The following is a 16,127-nucleotide window of genomic DNA, read 5'->3' as shown; positions in this document are numbered from 1 at the left end:
GGGAAGGCGGGGTGATGGGATTGCGGTCGCGACGAGGCGGGCCAAGCCCGCCTTTGTGAGCGCCAGAGCCGTTTTCGCGTGCGGGCCATGACGATCCTGCGATCCCCTAGTAGATGCGCGAGACGCGGTCGTGCTCGATCCGCCAGCAGGCTTCCCAGCCTTCATTGGCGGCGACGACCGTGACCTTGCGGCTCGATGGCGAGAGCACCTCGCTGATGATCTCGCAGACACCGAAGCCGTCGAGCCCCTCGCGGTGCGCTTCGACGATCGAATCGCCCTCGAGCAGCACCATCGGGTCCTGACCGTCGAGCAGCGGCCGCAGGCGAGCCAGCGCCTTGCCCTGCGGGTCGAGGCCCGGAATCGTGCGCACGAACTGGAAGCGGCGGCCGAGATTGGCGCGCCCGCCGAGGCTGGGCGCCGCCTCGTCATGTTCGGCATGGACGCGCGCACCCGAGCCGATGTCGTAGCCGAGATAATGGATGCGCTCGGCTGCGAATTCGGTGCGCAGGCCGGTGGCGCCGAGATCGCGCATCTGCACCGCCATCGCGGCGATGCCGAGCGGGTTCTTGTGCTGCACGGCGCTGCCGGCCATGTCGCCCTCGATGCCGAGGATGGCGGCGCCGGCGATCACGGCCTTCTTCATCGCAGCCGGCGAGAATGGCCGCTCGAACGGGAAGGCGGCGCGGCTGGCGTCGGCTTCCGCCGCGATTGCCTCGAAGATAGGCGGCCAGAGCGCGGCGCGCCCGGTCGGCACCATGATCACGGTCGGCCGGCGCGCCGGGTTCGGGCCGGCGGCGCGGGCGAGGCGTGGCAGCAGGCCGCCAAGCACGGCGCCGATCTCGGCGAGGTGCTGCGAGGCTTCGCTCGCGCCCTTCTCCACGGCGCTGCGCGCGAGCTTCAGCACCAGCCGGCGCGTTCCGGACTTGCCCGGCCCGTCGATCGTAAGCTGCAGGCCCGGCCGCTGCGTGACCTCGGCCAGTGCCGGCTCGTTCTGGGCGACATAGAGGCCCGCCCGATCGCCGTCCGGTTTCAGCTCGGCAAGGACGAGGTCGAAGGTCTCGTCGGCGGCGTCCGCATCCCAGCGATAGCGTGTGCCGGCGGCCTGCGCCTTCTCGCTGAGGCGGGTGGCGAGCTGCGCCTTGGCCTGCTTCACCGCGTTGCGCAGCCAGCCGCGCGCCGCCAGCGCGGCGGCGTCCTCGCGCTGGATGGCGCGGGCGAGCGAAGCCTCGGCAAAGGCTGGCTGCCAATGCGCGTCCTGGCCGTCCATCGCCCGGTCGATCAAGGTCGCGGCGATGCCGGTCAGCGCCTCGTCGATCAGGTCGCCGCCGACGGGCAGGCCGAAGGTGGCGAGCGTCTGATGGTTCAGCCGGTCGCCGTCGCGCCGCAGCGAGGCGAGCGCGACGTCGCTGGTGCCGCCGCCGATGTCGAGCGTGACCAGCAGCGCCTCGCTCTGGTCCGGCACGGCGGCCCGCACCTCCGGCAGGCTGGCGACATAGCGCGCCGCCGCCACGGCCTCGGGCACGGTGACGGCCGCATCCGGGAAGCTGGTGGCGCCCGGAAAGAGCCGCTCCAGGCGCTGGGCGAAGAGTTCAAGCGCGGCACGGTAGCGTGAGGCGATCTCGTCGCCGATGCCGCTCGGGCAGGAGACGAGGATGCGCGGCACCACCGGCGGCGGCGCGTGATCCTCGACCCGCAGGCGGTCCTCGCCGAGGCGCAGCACATAAAGGTCGACCAGTTCGTCGAGCACGTCTGCGACCAAAGGCGCGATCTCGACGGTGTTGGTGGCGACGACGCGGTCGGTGGCGGCATCGTAGCGATGGACCTGCTCGTTCAGCGTCAGCGAGACCGCGCCGGAGGTCAGCGCATGCTTGAGCGAATCGATCCGCTTGCCGCTCTCGGGCAGGCCGGGTTGTGGCGGCGGGGCCGGCGCCGAGACGTCATAGCGCCGCGCGAAGGCCTTGAGCCGGCGCGCCACGCTGGCGCGGTCGGAGCCGATCAGGGCTAGGTCGGGCAAAGCGTGCGGCGCGTGGTCGGCGCGCAGGTTGTTGCCGGAATCGAGGCCGACATGGCTCGGGATCAGCGGCGCGGCGCCGGCATCCTTGAGGGCGGCCTCGCCATGGCGCGGATCGACATGGGCGGCGAGCCAGGTGCCGAGCGCCAGCGGCTTGATCTCGGTCGCCCGGCCGGCGGCACGCGGTGCGCCCGACCAGATCGAGGTCGCAGAGGCCCCGAGGTCGATGCAGATCGGCAGGCGATGGACGCGGCGGCTATAGCGCAGCGGCAGGCTCGCCTGCGCGAAGGCCCGGCCAGCCTCGTCGCCGGCCTTGATCGCCAGCGAGACGGTGATCTCGCCGCGCAGCACATTGGCGCCGCTGGTGCGCACGGCGCGCGACAAGGTTGTCGTCAGGTTCTGCATCGGCACGACGGCACGGCCGCGCCGGCCGAAATCGCCCTCGCGCACGATCTCGAGCGGGAAGGGCGTGGGCGGCTCGGCGATTTCGCTGTCGCCCATCCTGCTGCTGACCTCGACGGTCAGCGGCGCGGTCCGGGTCAGCGGCCAGCGGCGCAGGTCGATCACCAGCCCGTCGCAGCGCACGATCGAGGTCTCGTCGTCCGGGTCGACCTCGGCATTGAGCCCACCCGTGATCTCGAACTGGGCGGTTCCGCCGAGCGGGCAGGTGAAGTGCTGTCCGGCGATGGTCAGCGCGGCCTCGCCGCGCTTCTGGCTGAGGATCGGCACCGAACGGGATTCGAGCGCGCTCGACCAGGGTTTGGCCGGCCCGTCCGGATCATGGCCGGCGCCGTCCTGGGCGACCCAGCCGCCGAGCTTGGCGGTCAGCCTGACCTGCAGCGGCGCCTTCGGATTGGCCTGGCTGGTCTCGTCGACGAAGTCGAGCACGGCGTCGCGCGTCAGCGTCACGTCGAGCCGCACTTCCTGGCCGGCGAGCGCCGGCGCATCGGCGAGCCAGATCAGATGCCGGCTGGTCGATGTGCCGGCATCCGGGAAGCGCCGGAGCGAGACCGAATGGTCCATCGGGGCGGCGACGCCGAGCGAGAGATGCTGCGCCTTGATACCGAAGCAGCTCGCCTCGATGGTCAGCCCGCGCCGGCCCTCGAGCACGATGTCCTTGGGGATGTCGATCGCGAGCTGGCCGATCGCGATCTGCTTGCCGGCCTGCAGTGAGTCGAGGTCGATCTCGACCGGCTCGATCCGCCATTCAGGTTGGGATGCGCCGGCGAGCGCAGCGATCTTGAGGAGGCGTCGCGGCGAGGCGCGGGTGCCACTGCCGGTCTCGACGATGGTGGAAAACGCGATCTCGAGGCTGGCGTCACTGTCGATATCGGCCTGCGCGCGGTGGTTCGCCACGGCGCGCATCACGGCTTCGCGCTTCAACCCCAGCACCAGACGCTCGCCCGCCCGGACTGCGGCCTTGTCGAGAAGGGCATTGCCTTGCAGCCAGCCGATATCGATGCCGCTGGCAAGGCTCGGCGCATGCGAGACCAGCGAGACCGTCACCGCCTTGACCATGTCTTCGGGCGCCTCGAAGGCGAGGAGGTCGATCAGTTCGCCGCTGCGGTCGAGCGCGATGGTCGCGGCGAAGCTTCCGAGACGGGTCTCGAGATTGTAGCAAGGCAGAGTGGTCATGCGTCCTGCCTCGAAGCGTCGCCTGCCCCGGTCCTGGCGGCGAGGGCAGTGCCCCACTGGTGATCGAGCCCGGTGAGCGCGGCGGCGGCGGCGAGATAGCGCGGCAGCATGTCGCCGCTGCCCGCCCTCAGCCGGCGATAGGCGGCGCCGAAGCCGGTATCCTGAGAATCGGCCAGCGCCTTCCCGGCGAAGGGCAAGCTGGCGAAGGCGCCGTCGGCCTCGTGCCGGACCAATTGCGCCAGAAGCAGGCGGCCATAGCCGTCGAGCGTCTGCCGCAGGGCCTGATTGCGCGCCGTGCCCTCGCCGGCCGGGCCGAGCAGCCCGTCGATCGCGGTGGCAAGTTCGGCCAGGGCCGGGGCAAGGCTTTCGATCCGCGACAGAGAGCCGGCGAAATTGCGGCTGGCCGTCGCGAGCCGTTGCGCACCGCGCACGGGATCGCCTGATCGATGCGCGCGCGCCGCGAGACCCGGACAGCCGGCCACTTCTTCCCAGTCGCGGATGAGGTCGGCGGCGGCCGCTGCCTGCTCGACCTCGCGTTTCAGGGACGCGAAATGGCTGTGCAGCAGGACGATCTCGCCAGGGGTCAGCTCGCCGAGCCGCCGCCCGAGCTCGTCCGTGATCGCCGGCGATTGGCTTGCCTGCCGTGCGGCATCGCCGAGCTCGCTGCGCATGCGGGCGATCGCCTCGAGGCCCGGTGTCGGCTGTCGCTGCGGCTGTCGGCGCAATTCCAGCAACAAGGCATCGAGCGGGGAGAGCCGGCGCTGCCCGCGTTGCGTCGCAGCCGCTGCCATCGCCTGCTCGACCTCGGCGGCGAGCCCGGCCTCGATCCAGCTCTGATGGACGCTGGCGGCGACATCGTGGAGAAGCCGCATCGCACGCCGATCATGCCCGGCCAGCGCCATCGCTTCGCGGGCGAGCGCTTGCGGGAGATTGGGGTCCTCGTACCAGGCGAGCAGGCGCTCCAGCCCGGCCTCGTCCTGTGCCGATCCCGGCATGGGCAGAACGAGGCGTGCGGCGCAGGCTCGCGCCGCGAACTGCGGCTGCGCCAGTGCACGCAGGAGCATGGCGAGCTGTTCGGTGAGCGTGCGCTCGCCGAGTTCGTCGATGCGGTCCGGGTCGAGTCCTGTCGTCGTGGCCAGCGCCTCCATCAGGCTTGCCGGCGCCTCGGGGGCCTTGCTGCGCGCATCGAGCCGGGCGAGAGCGCCGGTCGGCGCCTGGGCCATGCGCAGGCCGATCTCGCGCAGGATGGCGCCGAGGCGTGCCGGCCGGGCCGCGCTCGTCGCTCGCCAGAGCCCCTCGGCCAGCCGCCCTGCCGCGAGGGCGAGGTCGTCATGCAAGGGCGCGGCACTCCCGGCGGTCGCAATGACCAGCGCGTTGCCGCCGCTTTGGCCGAGCGTCAGTCCGGTTGCGGCCGATGCCGTGTAGCGCGTGCCATGCGAGAGCACCGCGAAGGCGCCCTCCTGCCAGCGCAGCGTCAACGGATTGCCGCTGACGGCTTCGCCATCGCCCGCCCAGACGAGCTGGCGCCGCGGTTCGGCGAAGATGATGATCTCGTCCGCCTCGACCCAGTCGGCGAGCGCGAGCACGCCGCCTTCGGCCTCGGCGCGGGCCCGGAGCAGGCGGAAGCCGCGGCGCAGCGCGGCGACGCGGCCAAGCCCCGTCGCATCGACGTTGCGCTGATCGGCCGGCGAGGCAGCCAGCGTATCGAGCTCGGCCTCGATGGAGAGCCGGAGGTCCTGGTCGATCTGCGCCAGGTTCTGCCGCGCCTCGCGCATCGCTGCCGGCAGATGCGCCACCAGCAGCCCTTCGACCGCCGTTTCGGCCTCGTCGCCGCTGAAGGCAAGCGTCAGGCCGCCGGCTTCGCCGCGGCGCGCCGTCAGTGTCGTCGTCGTGGCGCGTTCGTCGTCCGGATGCAGGAAGGGGCCGGCCAGCAGCCGATAACCCTCGCTGTCCGAGCCGCTGGCCCGGTTGAGTCCGGAGGCCAGCAATGCCGCCAGCGCCGTTGGGGCCGCGCCGGCGGGGCCGGTCTGCTGAGCCAGCCGGCCTTCATCGTCGAGATAGGTCTGCACCAGTGCCAGGTCGGCCGCGCTGCGATCGGCCTCGGTCAGCGACAGCTTGTCGTCGAGCTGCACCGGGATCGTGACCAGCCCGCCATCGGGCTCGACAGTTACGGCATGGAGTACATGGCTGCCGGGAGGCAGGGTCGCGAACAGCGGCGCCGTCCCGGCGTCTGCGGCGGCGATCAGGCTGATGCGGCCGCTCGCCTCTTCGGCAGCGATGAAGCGGGCTGATGCGCTGTCCCGCCAGATCGCGGCGACATGACGTGAGCCGTCCCAGATGATGGCGACCGGCGCCACGGAAAGAGTCACGGAAACAGGCTCCGGGGAAGACGAATTGGGCGGGGCGACGTAAGCGGACCTTGCGCGATGGGCCGCCGTCTTGCAAGACATGCGCTCGGCTCGACCTTGTCGGTGCGGGCCTGATCTTGCGGCCGGCTGGCTGCACTTGCGGAAACCTGCCGCGTCGGACTGCCGACGAAGGCCGGTGCGGGTTGAAGACGGAGCGGGATGCGATGACGGCAGAATCGGTTTGCTTCGCCGCCTTGCCGGCCGCTCTGCCGGCTGCGCTCGCTCAAGCGAACGCCGGCGAGGATGTCACGCACCATCGCCTGGCTCTCTCCGAAGCGTCCGGCGTGGACGCGCGCGAAGTCGATGCGAGCTTCCTGGCGCCGCGCCTGCTGCCGCGCCTGTTCCGCGATCCGGCTCAGGCGGCTTCGCAGGCCCAGGCGACCCTGCTGGGCGCCGCGCGGCTGATCGTGCTCCTGCCGGTCGGGCGCTACGATGACGGCGTCTGGGCCCCGATCATCGAGCGCATCCTGTCGGGGCTGGAGGCCGCGGCGGCGCGCCCGCGCGAGATCATTCTGGCCTGGAGCGGGGTCGAGCCTTTCCTGGCGCCATTCGGTCGCCGGGCGCAGGAGGTCTGGAACGATCCCCGCCTCGTACCGGCCATGCTCGGTGTGCTCGAGCGGTCCGCGCGCTCGCTTCCGGCAGTGCTCGACACGGCCGCCAATGTCCGTCGAGGCCTGATCCGGTTCGAGCCGGCGCAGGATGCGGGACCGGCGCGGGCCGCGCTGGCGCTGGCCTGAGCGCATAGGCCGGCGACTACTTCCAGACCAGCGCGTTGGCGAGGTCGCGGCGGCCGCATTCCAGCGACATGGCGTTGACGGCAGCGCGGTAGCCCTGCAGCGAGTAGATCACATGGGCCGGCCGGCCATCGGTCGCCGTGCCCTGGATCTCGAGCGTGGTGCCCCTGTTGTAGCCGGCGACCGCGTCCATATCGAGGATCGGCTGGCCGTTCGAGCCCTGCTTCGTCGGGCGGATGAAATTGCCCGCGGCGGTCGGGGCGGCGTTGAGCCGGCGCACCATGCCGCCACCTTCCCGGATCACCGCTTCGAAGGGCGTATTCGGCTTGTAATAGCGCTTGTCCTCGATCAGGTGCTGGAGGTCGCCGTTGCCGACGCCGGCACTGCTGGCCTGCAACAGGATGAACGGCGCCTGTTCGCGCCAGTAGCGCGGCCCGGCTTCCTGCGCGGCAGTATAGGCATAGCAGGTGCGCTGGCCGGTACGTGGATCCTCGGAGACGCTGGCATACCAGTCCTGGAACCGGCGCAGCAGCCGTCCCGGTGCCTCCGGCATCAGCATGTCCTTGGTGTCGGTGGCGCGCGCGCGCAGCTGGAAGTCCTGCGCGACGGGGCCGGCGCTGGCGACCCGGATCGTGTATTCGCCGGGGCCGAGCTTGTAGCGCCGCAGGTTCGGCCGGCTCGGATTGACGATGTGGATGGTCTTCAACACGGCGTTGTTGCGGCCGAGCACGTCGACGGGCACGGCCGGGTGCGGGCCGCGGACGCTGGCGGTCGGGATGTCGACCTCGACATAGGATTCCTGCGCGACCAGGAAGGGATATTGCTGCAGGGCGCGGCCGCCCTCGATCCGCGCATTGACCCGCATCGGCGTCTGGTCGAGCCGGGGCGTCTGGGCCTCCGGCCCGAGCGCCGCCCATTGCTGCATCGTCGGCAATTCGTCGAGCGCGACCAGCCCGTCCTCGGAGACCGGCGTCGTGTTCCGGCGATTGACGCTGACCGAGATGCGATAGCCGAGCGGGCGCGGATCGACTGTGACCATGCCCTCCCAGCGCTTGTCCTCGGTGGTTGCGGGGTCGTGTGCGATGACCAGCGAAACGTGGCGTTCGGCCCGGATCTTGGTTTCCTTCTCCTCGGCGTTCTGCTTGCTCAGCGCGCGCCGCAGCTTGTCGGAGAAGAATTCCTGCCAGCCGGGGCTGACAGGCAGCCCGCTCAGCATCCTGACCGACAAGGTCATCGGATTGCCGGTATCGACCGAGGCCGCCCAGACCCCGGCGGCGACCTTGTTGAAGAGCTCGTCGGTCGAGCTGTATTCCTCGCCGATGAAATCCTGGGAGACAGGGAACGGATCGAGGCTCGGCGAGCAGCTCTCATAGCCGTTCCAGCCATGCGCCGACAGGTTGAAGCGCGTCGCCGCGCCAGCCTTGTAGCCGGAAGCCCGGACCTCGAGCTGGATCTTGCTGAGCTGTTCCTTGTTGTCGCCGGCCAGCGGATTGTCGAGCACGCCGGTGTCGACGATGCCCTTGATCGGGTCGATGTCGAGCCAGGGCGCCATCGTGATGCCGGGGATGTTCGAGAATGCAGCCCGAATCTGCTGCATGATGTTGTTGCCCTGGTCGGTCGTGAAGGCGTCGCGCGTCGCGGGACGCGAGGCGATGCCGATGGTGACCGGCAGCTTGAGCTGCGGGCATTGCTGCTGGATGCGCTGCCAGAGGATCTGGGCGGCCGAGCCGAACGGGTTGTACGGATCGAAGCCCGCCATCATCTGCGTCTGCGCCGTAGCCCCCATCGGCGGTGCCGCCACGAGGCAGGCAACCGTCAGGCATAGGGCTCGTTTCGTCAGCGCTCGCGCAGTCATCTCGGTTCGGTGCTCATGGGGGCCCTCCCTCGCAAGCGAGGGAGGGCCGGTTCTCGTTTCGCCGCGGCTCAGATGCCGGACGCTTCGTTCGTCGCCAGATTGACCTCGACCTGGTCGGTGCCGGCAGCCTTGCCCTCGCGGGTTACGCTGCGCTCGACGACGCGGATGCGCTGGCCCTGGCTGTTGTTGTAGGTGCGCACGGTGCGGGCGCGCACCACGACGGCCTGGCCGCTCGAGTTGCGGAAGCTCTGGGTGTTCGAGCCGCCCGAGCGAGCAGCGATGTAGGCGGCCTCGCGGGCACGCTCCTTCTCGATCGCGTCGGCGATGACGAGACCGGCGACGCCGCCGATCAGGGCGCCGATCGCTGCGCCGCGCCAGCCACCGGCCGCGCCGCCGATCAGGGCGCCGGCGCCGGCACCGAGCGCGCCACCGGCCGCAACGCGTTCCTGCGACTGGGTGCAGCCGCCGAGCGCGAGGGCGCCCGCGACGAGGATGGTTCCGGCCTTCAAGGTCTTGGCATGCATTACGTCACCCCAGTAAAAAGTTGCTTCCAAAATTGATGGTGCCGGCAATCTGGTAGCCCTTGCCCCCGGCAGAGCCGGTTTCGCAGAACCGGGCAGGACCACGCAGCACCACACCTGGCATCTGTTCCATATTGGCCTTTTTTGGGCAAGAGCCGCCACGCTTTGTCACGATTCTGCCAAGTTCCAAATTGTTCGCGGTCCAGTCATGGGTCGAAGAGCCAAGAACGACGGGGCTCCGCGTCGTTTCGCGTTGTGGCTGTTCCGTCGCGCCGAACACCACCGGCACGATATCTTTAAAAACATCGGGCTCATCTTTAACGCTTTTCCGGTGCCTGTGGTTAATTCGCCGCGGTCGGCTGCGGCCGTCCTTCGGCCTGCCGCACGGTGACGCGCATCGGCATGCCTCGCCCCGGGCGCAGCGTGATGCGCTGGACCGGCATCGGCGCCTCCTCGCCGGCATAGTCGAAGCGCAGCCGCCGCAGCAGCGTGGCCAGAACGATCACCGCCTCGACCATGGCGAATTGCTGGCCGATGCAGACGCGTGGGCCGGCACCGAAGGGCAGGTAGGCATAGCGCGGGATGGCGTCGCGGGCGCCGGGCAGGAAGCGCTCGGGCCGGAACTGCTCCGGTGCCTGCCAGAGCGTCTCGTGCCGGTGCAGCAGATAGGGCGAGATCACCACCAGCGCACCCTTGGGGATGGCGCAGGCGCCCGCCATGTCGTCGGCCAGCGCCGTGCGCGACAGCGACGGCACCGGCGGGTAGAGCCGCATCGCCTCCTCGATCACGGCGCGGGTGAGCGCGAGGCGCTCGCCCGACAGGGCGGCAGCGGCGAGATTCTCGCCGGCGGCGTCGATCTCGGCCTCCAGCGCGTCGCGCACATCCGGTGCGAGCGATGTGAGATAGAGCGCCCAGGTCAGGGCGTTGGCGGTGGTTTCGTGGCCGGCACCGATGAAGGTGACGATGTTAGCGCCGACCTCGGCGTCGCTGAGGCCCGTCCCGGTCTCGGGATCGCGTGCGGCGAGGAGGGCGTCGAGCAGGTCCGGCGTCTCCGGATGCCAGGTCCCGCCGGCATGCAGGCCCTGCCGCTCGGCGATGATCGCTTTGACCTGCGCCTCGAAGAACGAGATCGCCGGGCGCGCCATCCAGCGGCCGATCCGCGGCAGCCAGGAGGGGGCGCCGAGCACATCGAGCGGGTCGATCCGCCCTTGTGTCTCGAAATAGCGGGTCAGCGCCTTGCCGAAGGCGTCGGCGCCGCCGGCGATCGCGTTGGAAAACATCGTCTCGGCCAGGATGTCGTAGGTCACGCGCGTCATGTCGGTGCTGATGTCGACGATGCGGCCGCTGCGTCGGCGTGCCATGCGCATCACCGTCCGCTCGGCCGGCGCCGTCATGCGCTCGGCCAGCGCCGCGACCCTGCGTGGCGTGAACAGCGGCGCCAAGGTCCGCCGCGCCCGCTTCCAGGCCTCGCCCTCCGCCGTCAGCAGGCCTTCGCCGAGCCCGGGCGCGAGGACGCTGCGCTGCAGGTCGTCCTTGCGATAGTTCGCCGCGTTCTCGACCAGAACATGCCGGACGGCGTCCGGATCGGAGATGACGACGCCATAGCCGAACAGACCTTCGCCGGCGACGATCGGCTCGCGGAAATGGCGGGTGCGCCAGATCGTCAGCGGGTTGCGGCGCAGGCGCAGCAGCAATTCGAGCCGGCCGAACTCGTGCTCTTCCGGCACGGGAGCAGGTGGGCGGCGTCGACGGGGCTGCGCGGCCCGCATGGCCGCATCCGCTGCACTCATGAGATCCCTCCCGATGGAGACGATTCGAGCCGGCCGATCGGAACCGGCTCTGAGGTTGACAATCTCCGGCCGGTTTCAGGCATTCCGAAGGCGCAAATCGCGTGCCAGTCCGATCTGCGATTGTTGCATTGCAGAGAATAATCCAGCAAATCTTGTGCAGTGCACAATAAGTGCTATTTTAGGCATCCAAGGAGCAATCGAGATGCCCGACTACAAGAATCCCCCGCCGCGCATCCTGCGCCCGCGCAAGGAGCTGCCGACCCTCGAAGAGGCGGTGACGGCGGCGCAGTGCATGAGCGATTCGCCGGAGCACCAGGCCGAGCTCGCTGCTCAGCTGATGGGCGTGCCCGTCGCCGAGGTCGTGCCGCTGATCCGCAAGGCTGCGCACCGCACCACGGTGATGACGCCGAACCGGTCCGTCGTGGTCGTCCGCCGGCCGACACGCACCTTCTCGCCGCGCCTCGCCGAGGCGATGCGGCGCTGAGCGGCGCTGCCGACGACGCAGTCTTCCCGTATCGGCAAATGCCGGGGGCCTGGAAAGGTCTCCGGCATTTTGCTGTGCGGGCTCTCAGTTCGGCGAACCGATCTTGTCGAGGATCGGGCAGTCCGGCCGCTTGTCGCCATGGCAATGGCTGGCGAGATGGCGCAGCGTCGCTGCCATCGCCTGCAGGGCGGCCGCCTTCTCCTCGAGCTCGGCGACATGCTTCAGCGCCAGCGTCTTGACGTCGGCGCTCGCCCGCGAGCGGTCGCGCCAGAGTGCCAGCAGCGCCCCGGTCTCCTCGACCGAGAAGCCGAGGCTGCGGGCGCGGCGCACGAAGCGCAGCGTGTGGACGTTCGGCTCGGCATAGACCCGGTAGCCCGACTGCGAACGGGCCGGCGGCTCGATCAAGCCGATCTGCTCGTAATAGCGGATCATCTTGGCGCTGACGCCGGAGGCCTCGGCGGCTTGTCCGATATTCATCCCATCCTCCCGAAGGCCGGGGCCGGGTTCGGCGCCGCGGCAATGTCCTGCCGCGCCGAAAAGCGGCGCAGCCTGAGTGCGTTGGCCAGCACGCTGACGCTGGAGAAGGCCATGGCGAAGCTGGCGAAGACCGGCGACATCAGCACGCCCCAGAGCGGGTAGAGTGCGCCGGCCGCGACCGGGATCAGCAACACATTATAGCCGAAGGCCCAGCCGAGGTTCTGGCGGATATTGGTCATCGTCGCCTTGGACAGGCCGATCGCCTCCGGCACATGACGCAGGTCGCCGGAGATCAGCACGATGTCGGCGCTCTCGATCGCGATGTCGGTGCCGGCGCCCATGGCGATGCCGATATCGGCCTGGGCCAGGGCCGGCGCATCGTTGATGCCGTCGCCGACGAAGGCGACCTTGCCGCCATTGGCCTGCAGGCGCGTGACGATCGCCGCCTTATCTGTCGGCAGCACCTCGGCTTCGACGGCGTCGATGCCGAGCCGGGCGGCGATCGCCTCGGCGGTGGCGCGGTTGTCGCCGGTCACCATGACGATGCGCAGGCCGAGTGCCTTCAGCGCCGCGATCGCAGCGGGCGTGCCGGGCTTGACCTGGTCGGCCACGGTGACAAGGCCGGCGAGCCTGCCGTCGACAGCGACATAGAGCGGGCTTTCACCGTCGCGAGCGAATGCGGCGGCCTTGTTCGTCAAGTCGCCGAGAGCGACGCTGCGCTGTGCCATCAACTTCTGCGAGCCGACCAGGATCTCGCGCCCCTCGACCTGGGCCGAGATGCCGAGGCCGGGCTCGGCCGTGAAGCCAGCCGCGGCCGCAAGCACAAGACCGCGCCGCTTCGCCTCGGCGACGATCGCCTCGGCGGAGGGATGCTCGGAGGCGCTTTCCGCCGAGGCGGCGAGGCGCAGCGCTTCCTCCTCGGTGAAGCCCTCGGCGGCGATGAGGTGCGTCATCTCGGGCCGGCCCTTGGTCAGCGTTCCCGTCTTGTCGAATGCGATGGTCGTAACCTCGCTCAGGCCCTGCAGCGCGGCGCCCTGGCGGAAGAGGATGCCGAGTTCGGCTGCGCGGCCGGTGCCGACCATGATCGAGGTGGGTGTCGCCAGGCCCATGGCACAGGGGCAGGCGACGATCAGCACGGCGACGGCATTGACCAGGGCATAGGTCAGCGCGGGCGAGGGGCCGAAGGCGAGCCAGGCCGCGAAAGCCACCAGCGCAACGGCGATCACCGCCGGCACGAACCAGTTGGTGACGCGGTCGACCAGCGCCTGGATCGGCAGCTTGGCGCCCTGCGCCTGTTCAACCATGCGCAGGATCTGGGCGAGCAGCGTGTCGCCGCCGACCTTATCGGCCCGGAAGCGCAGCGCGCCGTTGCGGTTGATCGTGCCACCGATCACGGTCGAGCCGACGCTCTTGTGGGCAGGGGCCGGCTCGCCGGTCACCATGGCCTCGTCGACATAGGACGCGCCGTCGATGACCTCGCCGTCGACCGGGATCTTCTCGCCCGGCCGGACCAGGACGAGATCGCCGACCCGGACATGCTCGATCGCGATCTCGCTCTCGACACCGTCACGCAACACCCGGGCGGAGCGCGCCTGCAACTGCACTAGCCGCTTGATCGCCTCGCTGGTCCGGCCCTTGGCGCGGGCCTCGAACCAGCGCCCGAGCAGGATCAGGGTGACGATCACCGCCCCGGTCTCGAAATAGGTGTAGTCGGTACCGGCCGGCAGCCAGTCCGGCGCGAAGGTCGCGACCACCGAATAGGCATAGGCCGCGCCGGCGCCGAGCATGACCAGCGCGTTCATGTCGGGCGCCCCGCGCAGCAGCGCCGGCCAGCCCTTGAGGAAAAAGCGCAGGCCCGGCCCGAACAGCACGATGGTGGTGAGGCCGAAGGCGATGAGCTTCAGCACGAAGGCGTCGATGCGGGCATAGAGCCAGTGATGGAAGGTGTCGCTCAGATGCGGCCCCATCTCGAGCACCAGCAGCGGCAGGGTCGCCAGCGCCGCGACGACGACCGCGCGGCCGAGCACGGCCTGCTCGGCCTCGCGGCGCGCAGTGGCGGCATCGCCGCCGTCGCTGCGTCCCTCGTCGAGGGGCTTGGCCTCGTAGCCGGCGGCCGCGACGGCGGCGACGAGCGCCGGCGTGATGCCGCCATCGGCGGCCCGGACTGTGGCTCGCTCGGTCGCGAGATTGACCTCGGCGCTCAGAACGCCCGGCACGGCGCGCAAGGCCTTCTCGACCCGGCCGACGCAGGAGGCACAGGTCATGCCGGAGATCGCCAGTGCGATCGTCGTCGCAGCCGGCTCGTAGCCGGCGCCGCGGATCGCATCAGCGACGGCGCTGATGTCAGCTCCGGCCAGCGTCACCCGCGCCTTGCCGGTCGCAAGATTGACCGCAGCCGCGCTCACACCGGGAACGGCCGTGATCGCCTTTTCCACGCGCCCGACGCAGGACGCGCAGGTCATCCCGTCGACCGGGATATCGATCACGCTGAGCCCACTCGCGGACCCTTCATGCTTCGCATGCATCGTCATGACGCATCACCTTCCTTCTCTCGTTGGAAGATGGCTACACCTTCCCATCATGGGAAGGTCAAGCGGCTATTTTTTCTGATTGCCGCGATGGCTCCGCCGGCTTCCTGCCAGGCAGAAACCGGGTGTCGCGAACCGCTGCCGACGCGTTTCTTCATCGCCAGCAGGATCGGTGAAGGACGTGGAACATGGCAATAGCGGCGCTTCGTGAGACGGAAGGACGGGCGGTGGATGACGTCGCGGCCGCCCTCGACTGGCCGCGTATCGAGAGCGAGCTCGACGAGCATGGCGTTGGCCTGACTGGCCCGCTGCTCGATGCCGATGCGTGTGCCGCATTGCGCGCGCTTTATGCCGAGCCTCAGCGTTTCCGCAGCCGTATCGTCATGGCGCGCCATGGCTTCGGGCGCGGCGAATACCAGTACTTCGCCCATCCGCTGCCCGATGTGATCGCGGCGCTGCGTCCGTTGATCTATGGCCGCCTCGCACCGATCGCCAATCGCTGGAATGCGGCGCTCGGCATTGCCCAGCGCTATCCGGAGGCGCTCGACGACTTCCTCGCGCTCTGCCATGGGCAAGGCCAGCAACGGCCGACGCCGCTGCTACTGAAATACGGCGCTGGTGACTATAATTGCCTGCACCAGGATCTTTATGGCGACCTGTTCTTTCCCTTCCAGATGGTGATCCTGCTTTCCGAGCCGGGAAAGGATTTTACCGGCGGCGAGTTCACTCTGGTCGAGCAGCGCCCGCGCATGCAGTCCCGGCCGGAAGTTGTCCCGCTGCGGCAGGGCGAAGCTGCGATCTTTGCCGTGCAGCACCGGCCGGTGCAGGGGACGCGCGGAACCTATCGCGTCAATCTGCGCCATGGTGTCAGTCGGGTGCGCTCTGGCGAGCGCTATACGACCGGGCTGATCTTCCATGATGCGCGCTGAACCAGGCCGTCAGGACGCCTTGAACGTCAGGTCCCGGAGAATCGTGCCGAGCGCCGGCTCATCGACGAGATCGGCTGCATCGGCCTGGGTGAACCATTGGCAGCGACGCTGGTCCTGTTCTGGCCAGCTCGGAAGCTGCTCCTTCACTGCCAGAAGATAGAGCCTGACCTTGCACAGCACGAAATCGCGGGTGCGCCGCTTCCAGTAGGTGTAGCGGCCGACGGGCTTCTTGCCGACGTCGCCGAGGAGACCGGCTTCCTCCATGGCTTCGCGTGCCGCCGCCTCATGGCCTTTCAGCCCGCGGATCGGCCAGCCTTTCGGCACGATCCAGCGCTGCGTCTCGCGCGTCGTCACCAGCATGATCTCGACAGCACCGTCCGGCCGGTGCCGATATGGGATCGCACCGATCTGAACTTTTGGCTCGCCCGCCTTCTTCGAGACGGTCGCCTTCGCTGCCCTTGCCAACTTCCCCATGTGCCCTCCGGCGGCAGCATATGGTGATTCGGGGGGCTGCTCGCCAGTCAAATTTGTAGCCGGCAATACTTTCAGGCGCAGCGCGCCGGCCGCGAACCCGCCGCAAGCCGGAGCGGCGGGTCTTGAGTGGTCTTTCAGAGCTTCTTGCCGTCCTTGCCGAACTGCTTGAGGAAGGCGGTGAGATCGGCGATCTCCTTGTCATTCTTGATGCCGGCGAAGACCATCTTGGTGCCGGGGATCTTGGCCTTGGGATCCCGAATGTATTCGGCGAAGACCGCCTC

The 16,127-nt window shown here is 69.5% G+C and carries 13 protein-coding genes; 3 read left to right on the top strand and 10 right to left on the bottom strand.

Features of this window, described 5'->3' with window-relative positions; translation table 11 throughout:
* Window positions 1-106: 106 nt before the first annotated feature.
* Entirely contained in the window at window positions 107-3,646 is a 3,540-nt protein-coding gene (locus VGV58_RS22180; protein ID WP_326876222.1) for a hypothetical protein, read from the bottom strand.
* Entirely contained in the window at window positions 3,643-6,015 is a 2,373-nt protein-coding gene (locus VGV58_RS22175; RefSeq protein ID WP_326876221.1) for a hypothetical protein, read from the bottom strand. The genes VGV58_RS22180 and VGV58_RS22175 overlap by 4 nt, the downstream gene beginning before the upstream one ends.
* 203 nt (window positions 6,016-6,218) lie before the next feature.
* On the opposite strand from VGV58_RS22175, the gene VGV58_RS22170 reads away from it, so the two are divergent.
* Window positions 6,219-6,791 carry a hypothetical protein gene (locus tag VGV58_RS22170; RefSeq protein ID WP_326876220.1) on the top strand — a complete coding sequence of 191 codons (573 nt, stop codon included), beginning with the start codon at window positions 6,219-6,221 and terminating at the stop codon, window positions 6,789-6,791.
* Between the two features lie 16 nt (window positions 6,792-6,807).
* Here VGV58_RS22170 and VGV58_RS22165 read toward each other — a convergent pair whose 3' ends face one another.
* The 4 genes from VGV58_RS22165 to VGV58_RS22150 form a co-directional block, all read right to left on the bottom strand.
* Window positions 6,808-8,643: a hypothetical protein gene (locus VGV58_RS22165; protein WP_326876219.1), complete on the bottom strand. Its 1,836-nt coding sequence runs from the start codon at window positions 8,641-8,643 to the stop codon at window positions 6,808-6,810.
* Between the two features lie 68 nt (window positions 8,644-8,711).
* Complete coding sequence (locus VGV58_RS22160) at window positions 8,712-9,167, bottom strand: glycine zipper domain-containing protein (protein ID WP_326876218.1); 456 nt, start codon at window positions 9,165-9,167, stop codon at window positions 8,712-8,714.
* 4 nt (window positions 9,168-9,171) lie between these two features.
* A complete protein-coding gene (locus tag VGV58_RS22155; protein ID WP_326876217.1) occupies window positions 9,172-9,453 on the bottom strand; it encodes a hypothetical protein in 282 nt (93 codons plus the stop codon).
* A 52-nt stretch (window positions 9,454-9,505) separates the two neighbouring features.
* Window positions 9,506-10,954 carry a cytochrome P450 gene (locus VGV58_RS22150; RefSeq protein WP_326876216.1) on the bottom strand — a complete coding sequence of 483 codons (1,449 nt, stop codon included), beginning with the start codon at window positions 10,952-10,954 and terminating at the stop codon, window positions 9,506-9,508.
* 202 nt (window positions 10,955-11,156) lie between these two features.
* Here VGV58_RS22150 and VGV58_RS22145 point away from each other — a divergent pair, with 202 nt between their 5' ends.
* Window positions 11,157-11,438 (top strand): hypothetical protein, encoded by a 282-nt coding sequence (locus VGV58_RS22145; RefSeq protein ID WP_326876215.1) that lies wholly within the window; start codon window positions 11,157-11,159, stop codon window positions 11,436-11,438.
* Window positions 11,439-11,522: 84 nt separating this feature from the next.
* On the opposite strand, the gene cueR is transcribed toward VGV58_RS22145, so the two are convergent.
* Together cueR and VGV58_RS22135 are read right to left on the bottom strand one after the other, a co-directional pair.
* Window positions 11,523-11,915 carry a Cu(I)-responsive transcriptional regulator gene (gene cueR, locus VGV58_RS22140; RefSeq protein WP_137882742.1) on the bottom strand — a complete coding sequence of 131 codons (393 nt, stop codon included), beginning with the start codon at window positions 11,913-11,915 and terminating at the stop codon, window positions 11,523-11,525.
* A complete protein-coding gene (locus VGV58_RS22135) occupies window positions 11,912-14,446 on the bottom strand; it encodes a heavy metal translocating P-type ATPase (protein WP_326876214.1) in 2,535 nt (844 codons plus the stop codon). Before VGV58_RS22135 ends, cueR begins: the two co-directional genes overlap by 4 nt.
* Window positions 14,447-14,631: 185 nt before the next feature.
* On the opposite strand from VGV58_RS22135, the gene VGV58_RS22130 reads away from it, so the two are divergent.
* A complete protein-coding gene (locus tag VGV58_RS22130; RefSeq protein WP_326876213.1) occupies window positions 14,632-15,372 on the top strand; it encodes a 2OG-Fe(II) oxygenase in 741 nt (246 codons plus the stop codon).
* Window positions 15,373-15,381: 9 nt separating this feature from the next.
* Here VGV58_RS22130 and VGV58_RS22125 read toward each other — a convergent pair whose 3' ends face one another.
* Both VGV58_RS22125 and VGV58_RS22120 read right to left on the bottom strand, forming a co-directional pair.
* On the bottom strand, window positions 15,382-15,846 hold the full coding sequence (locus tag VGV58_RS22125; RefSeq protein ID WP_326876212.1) for an NUDIX hydrolase: 465 nt from the start codon (window positions 15,844-15,846) through the stop codon (window positions 15,382-15,384).
* 134 nt (window positions 15,847-15,980) lie between these two features.
* The coding region (locus tag VGV58_RS22120) for a c-type cytochrome (RefSeq protein WP_414644090.1) at window positions 15,981-16,127 on the bottom strand (147 nt) is incomplete at its 5' end.

It is taken from the genome of Allobosea sp., from assembly GCF_035944895.1.
Taxonomy (GTDB): domain Bacteria; phylum Pseudomonadota; class Alphaproteobacteria; order Rhizobiales; family Beijerinckiaceae; genus Allobosea.
This window is presented reverse-complemented; position numbering and strand designations above follow the sequence as displayed.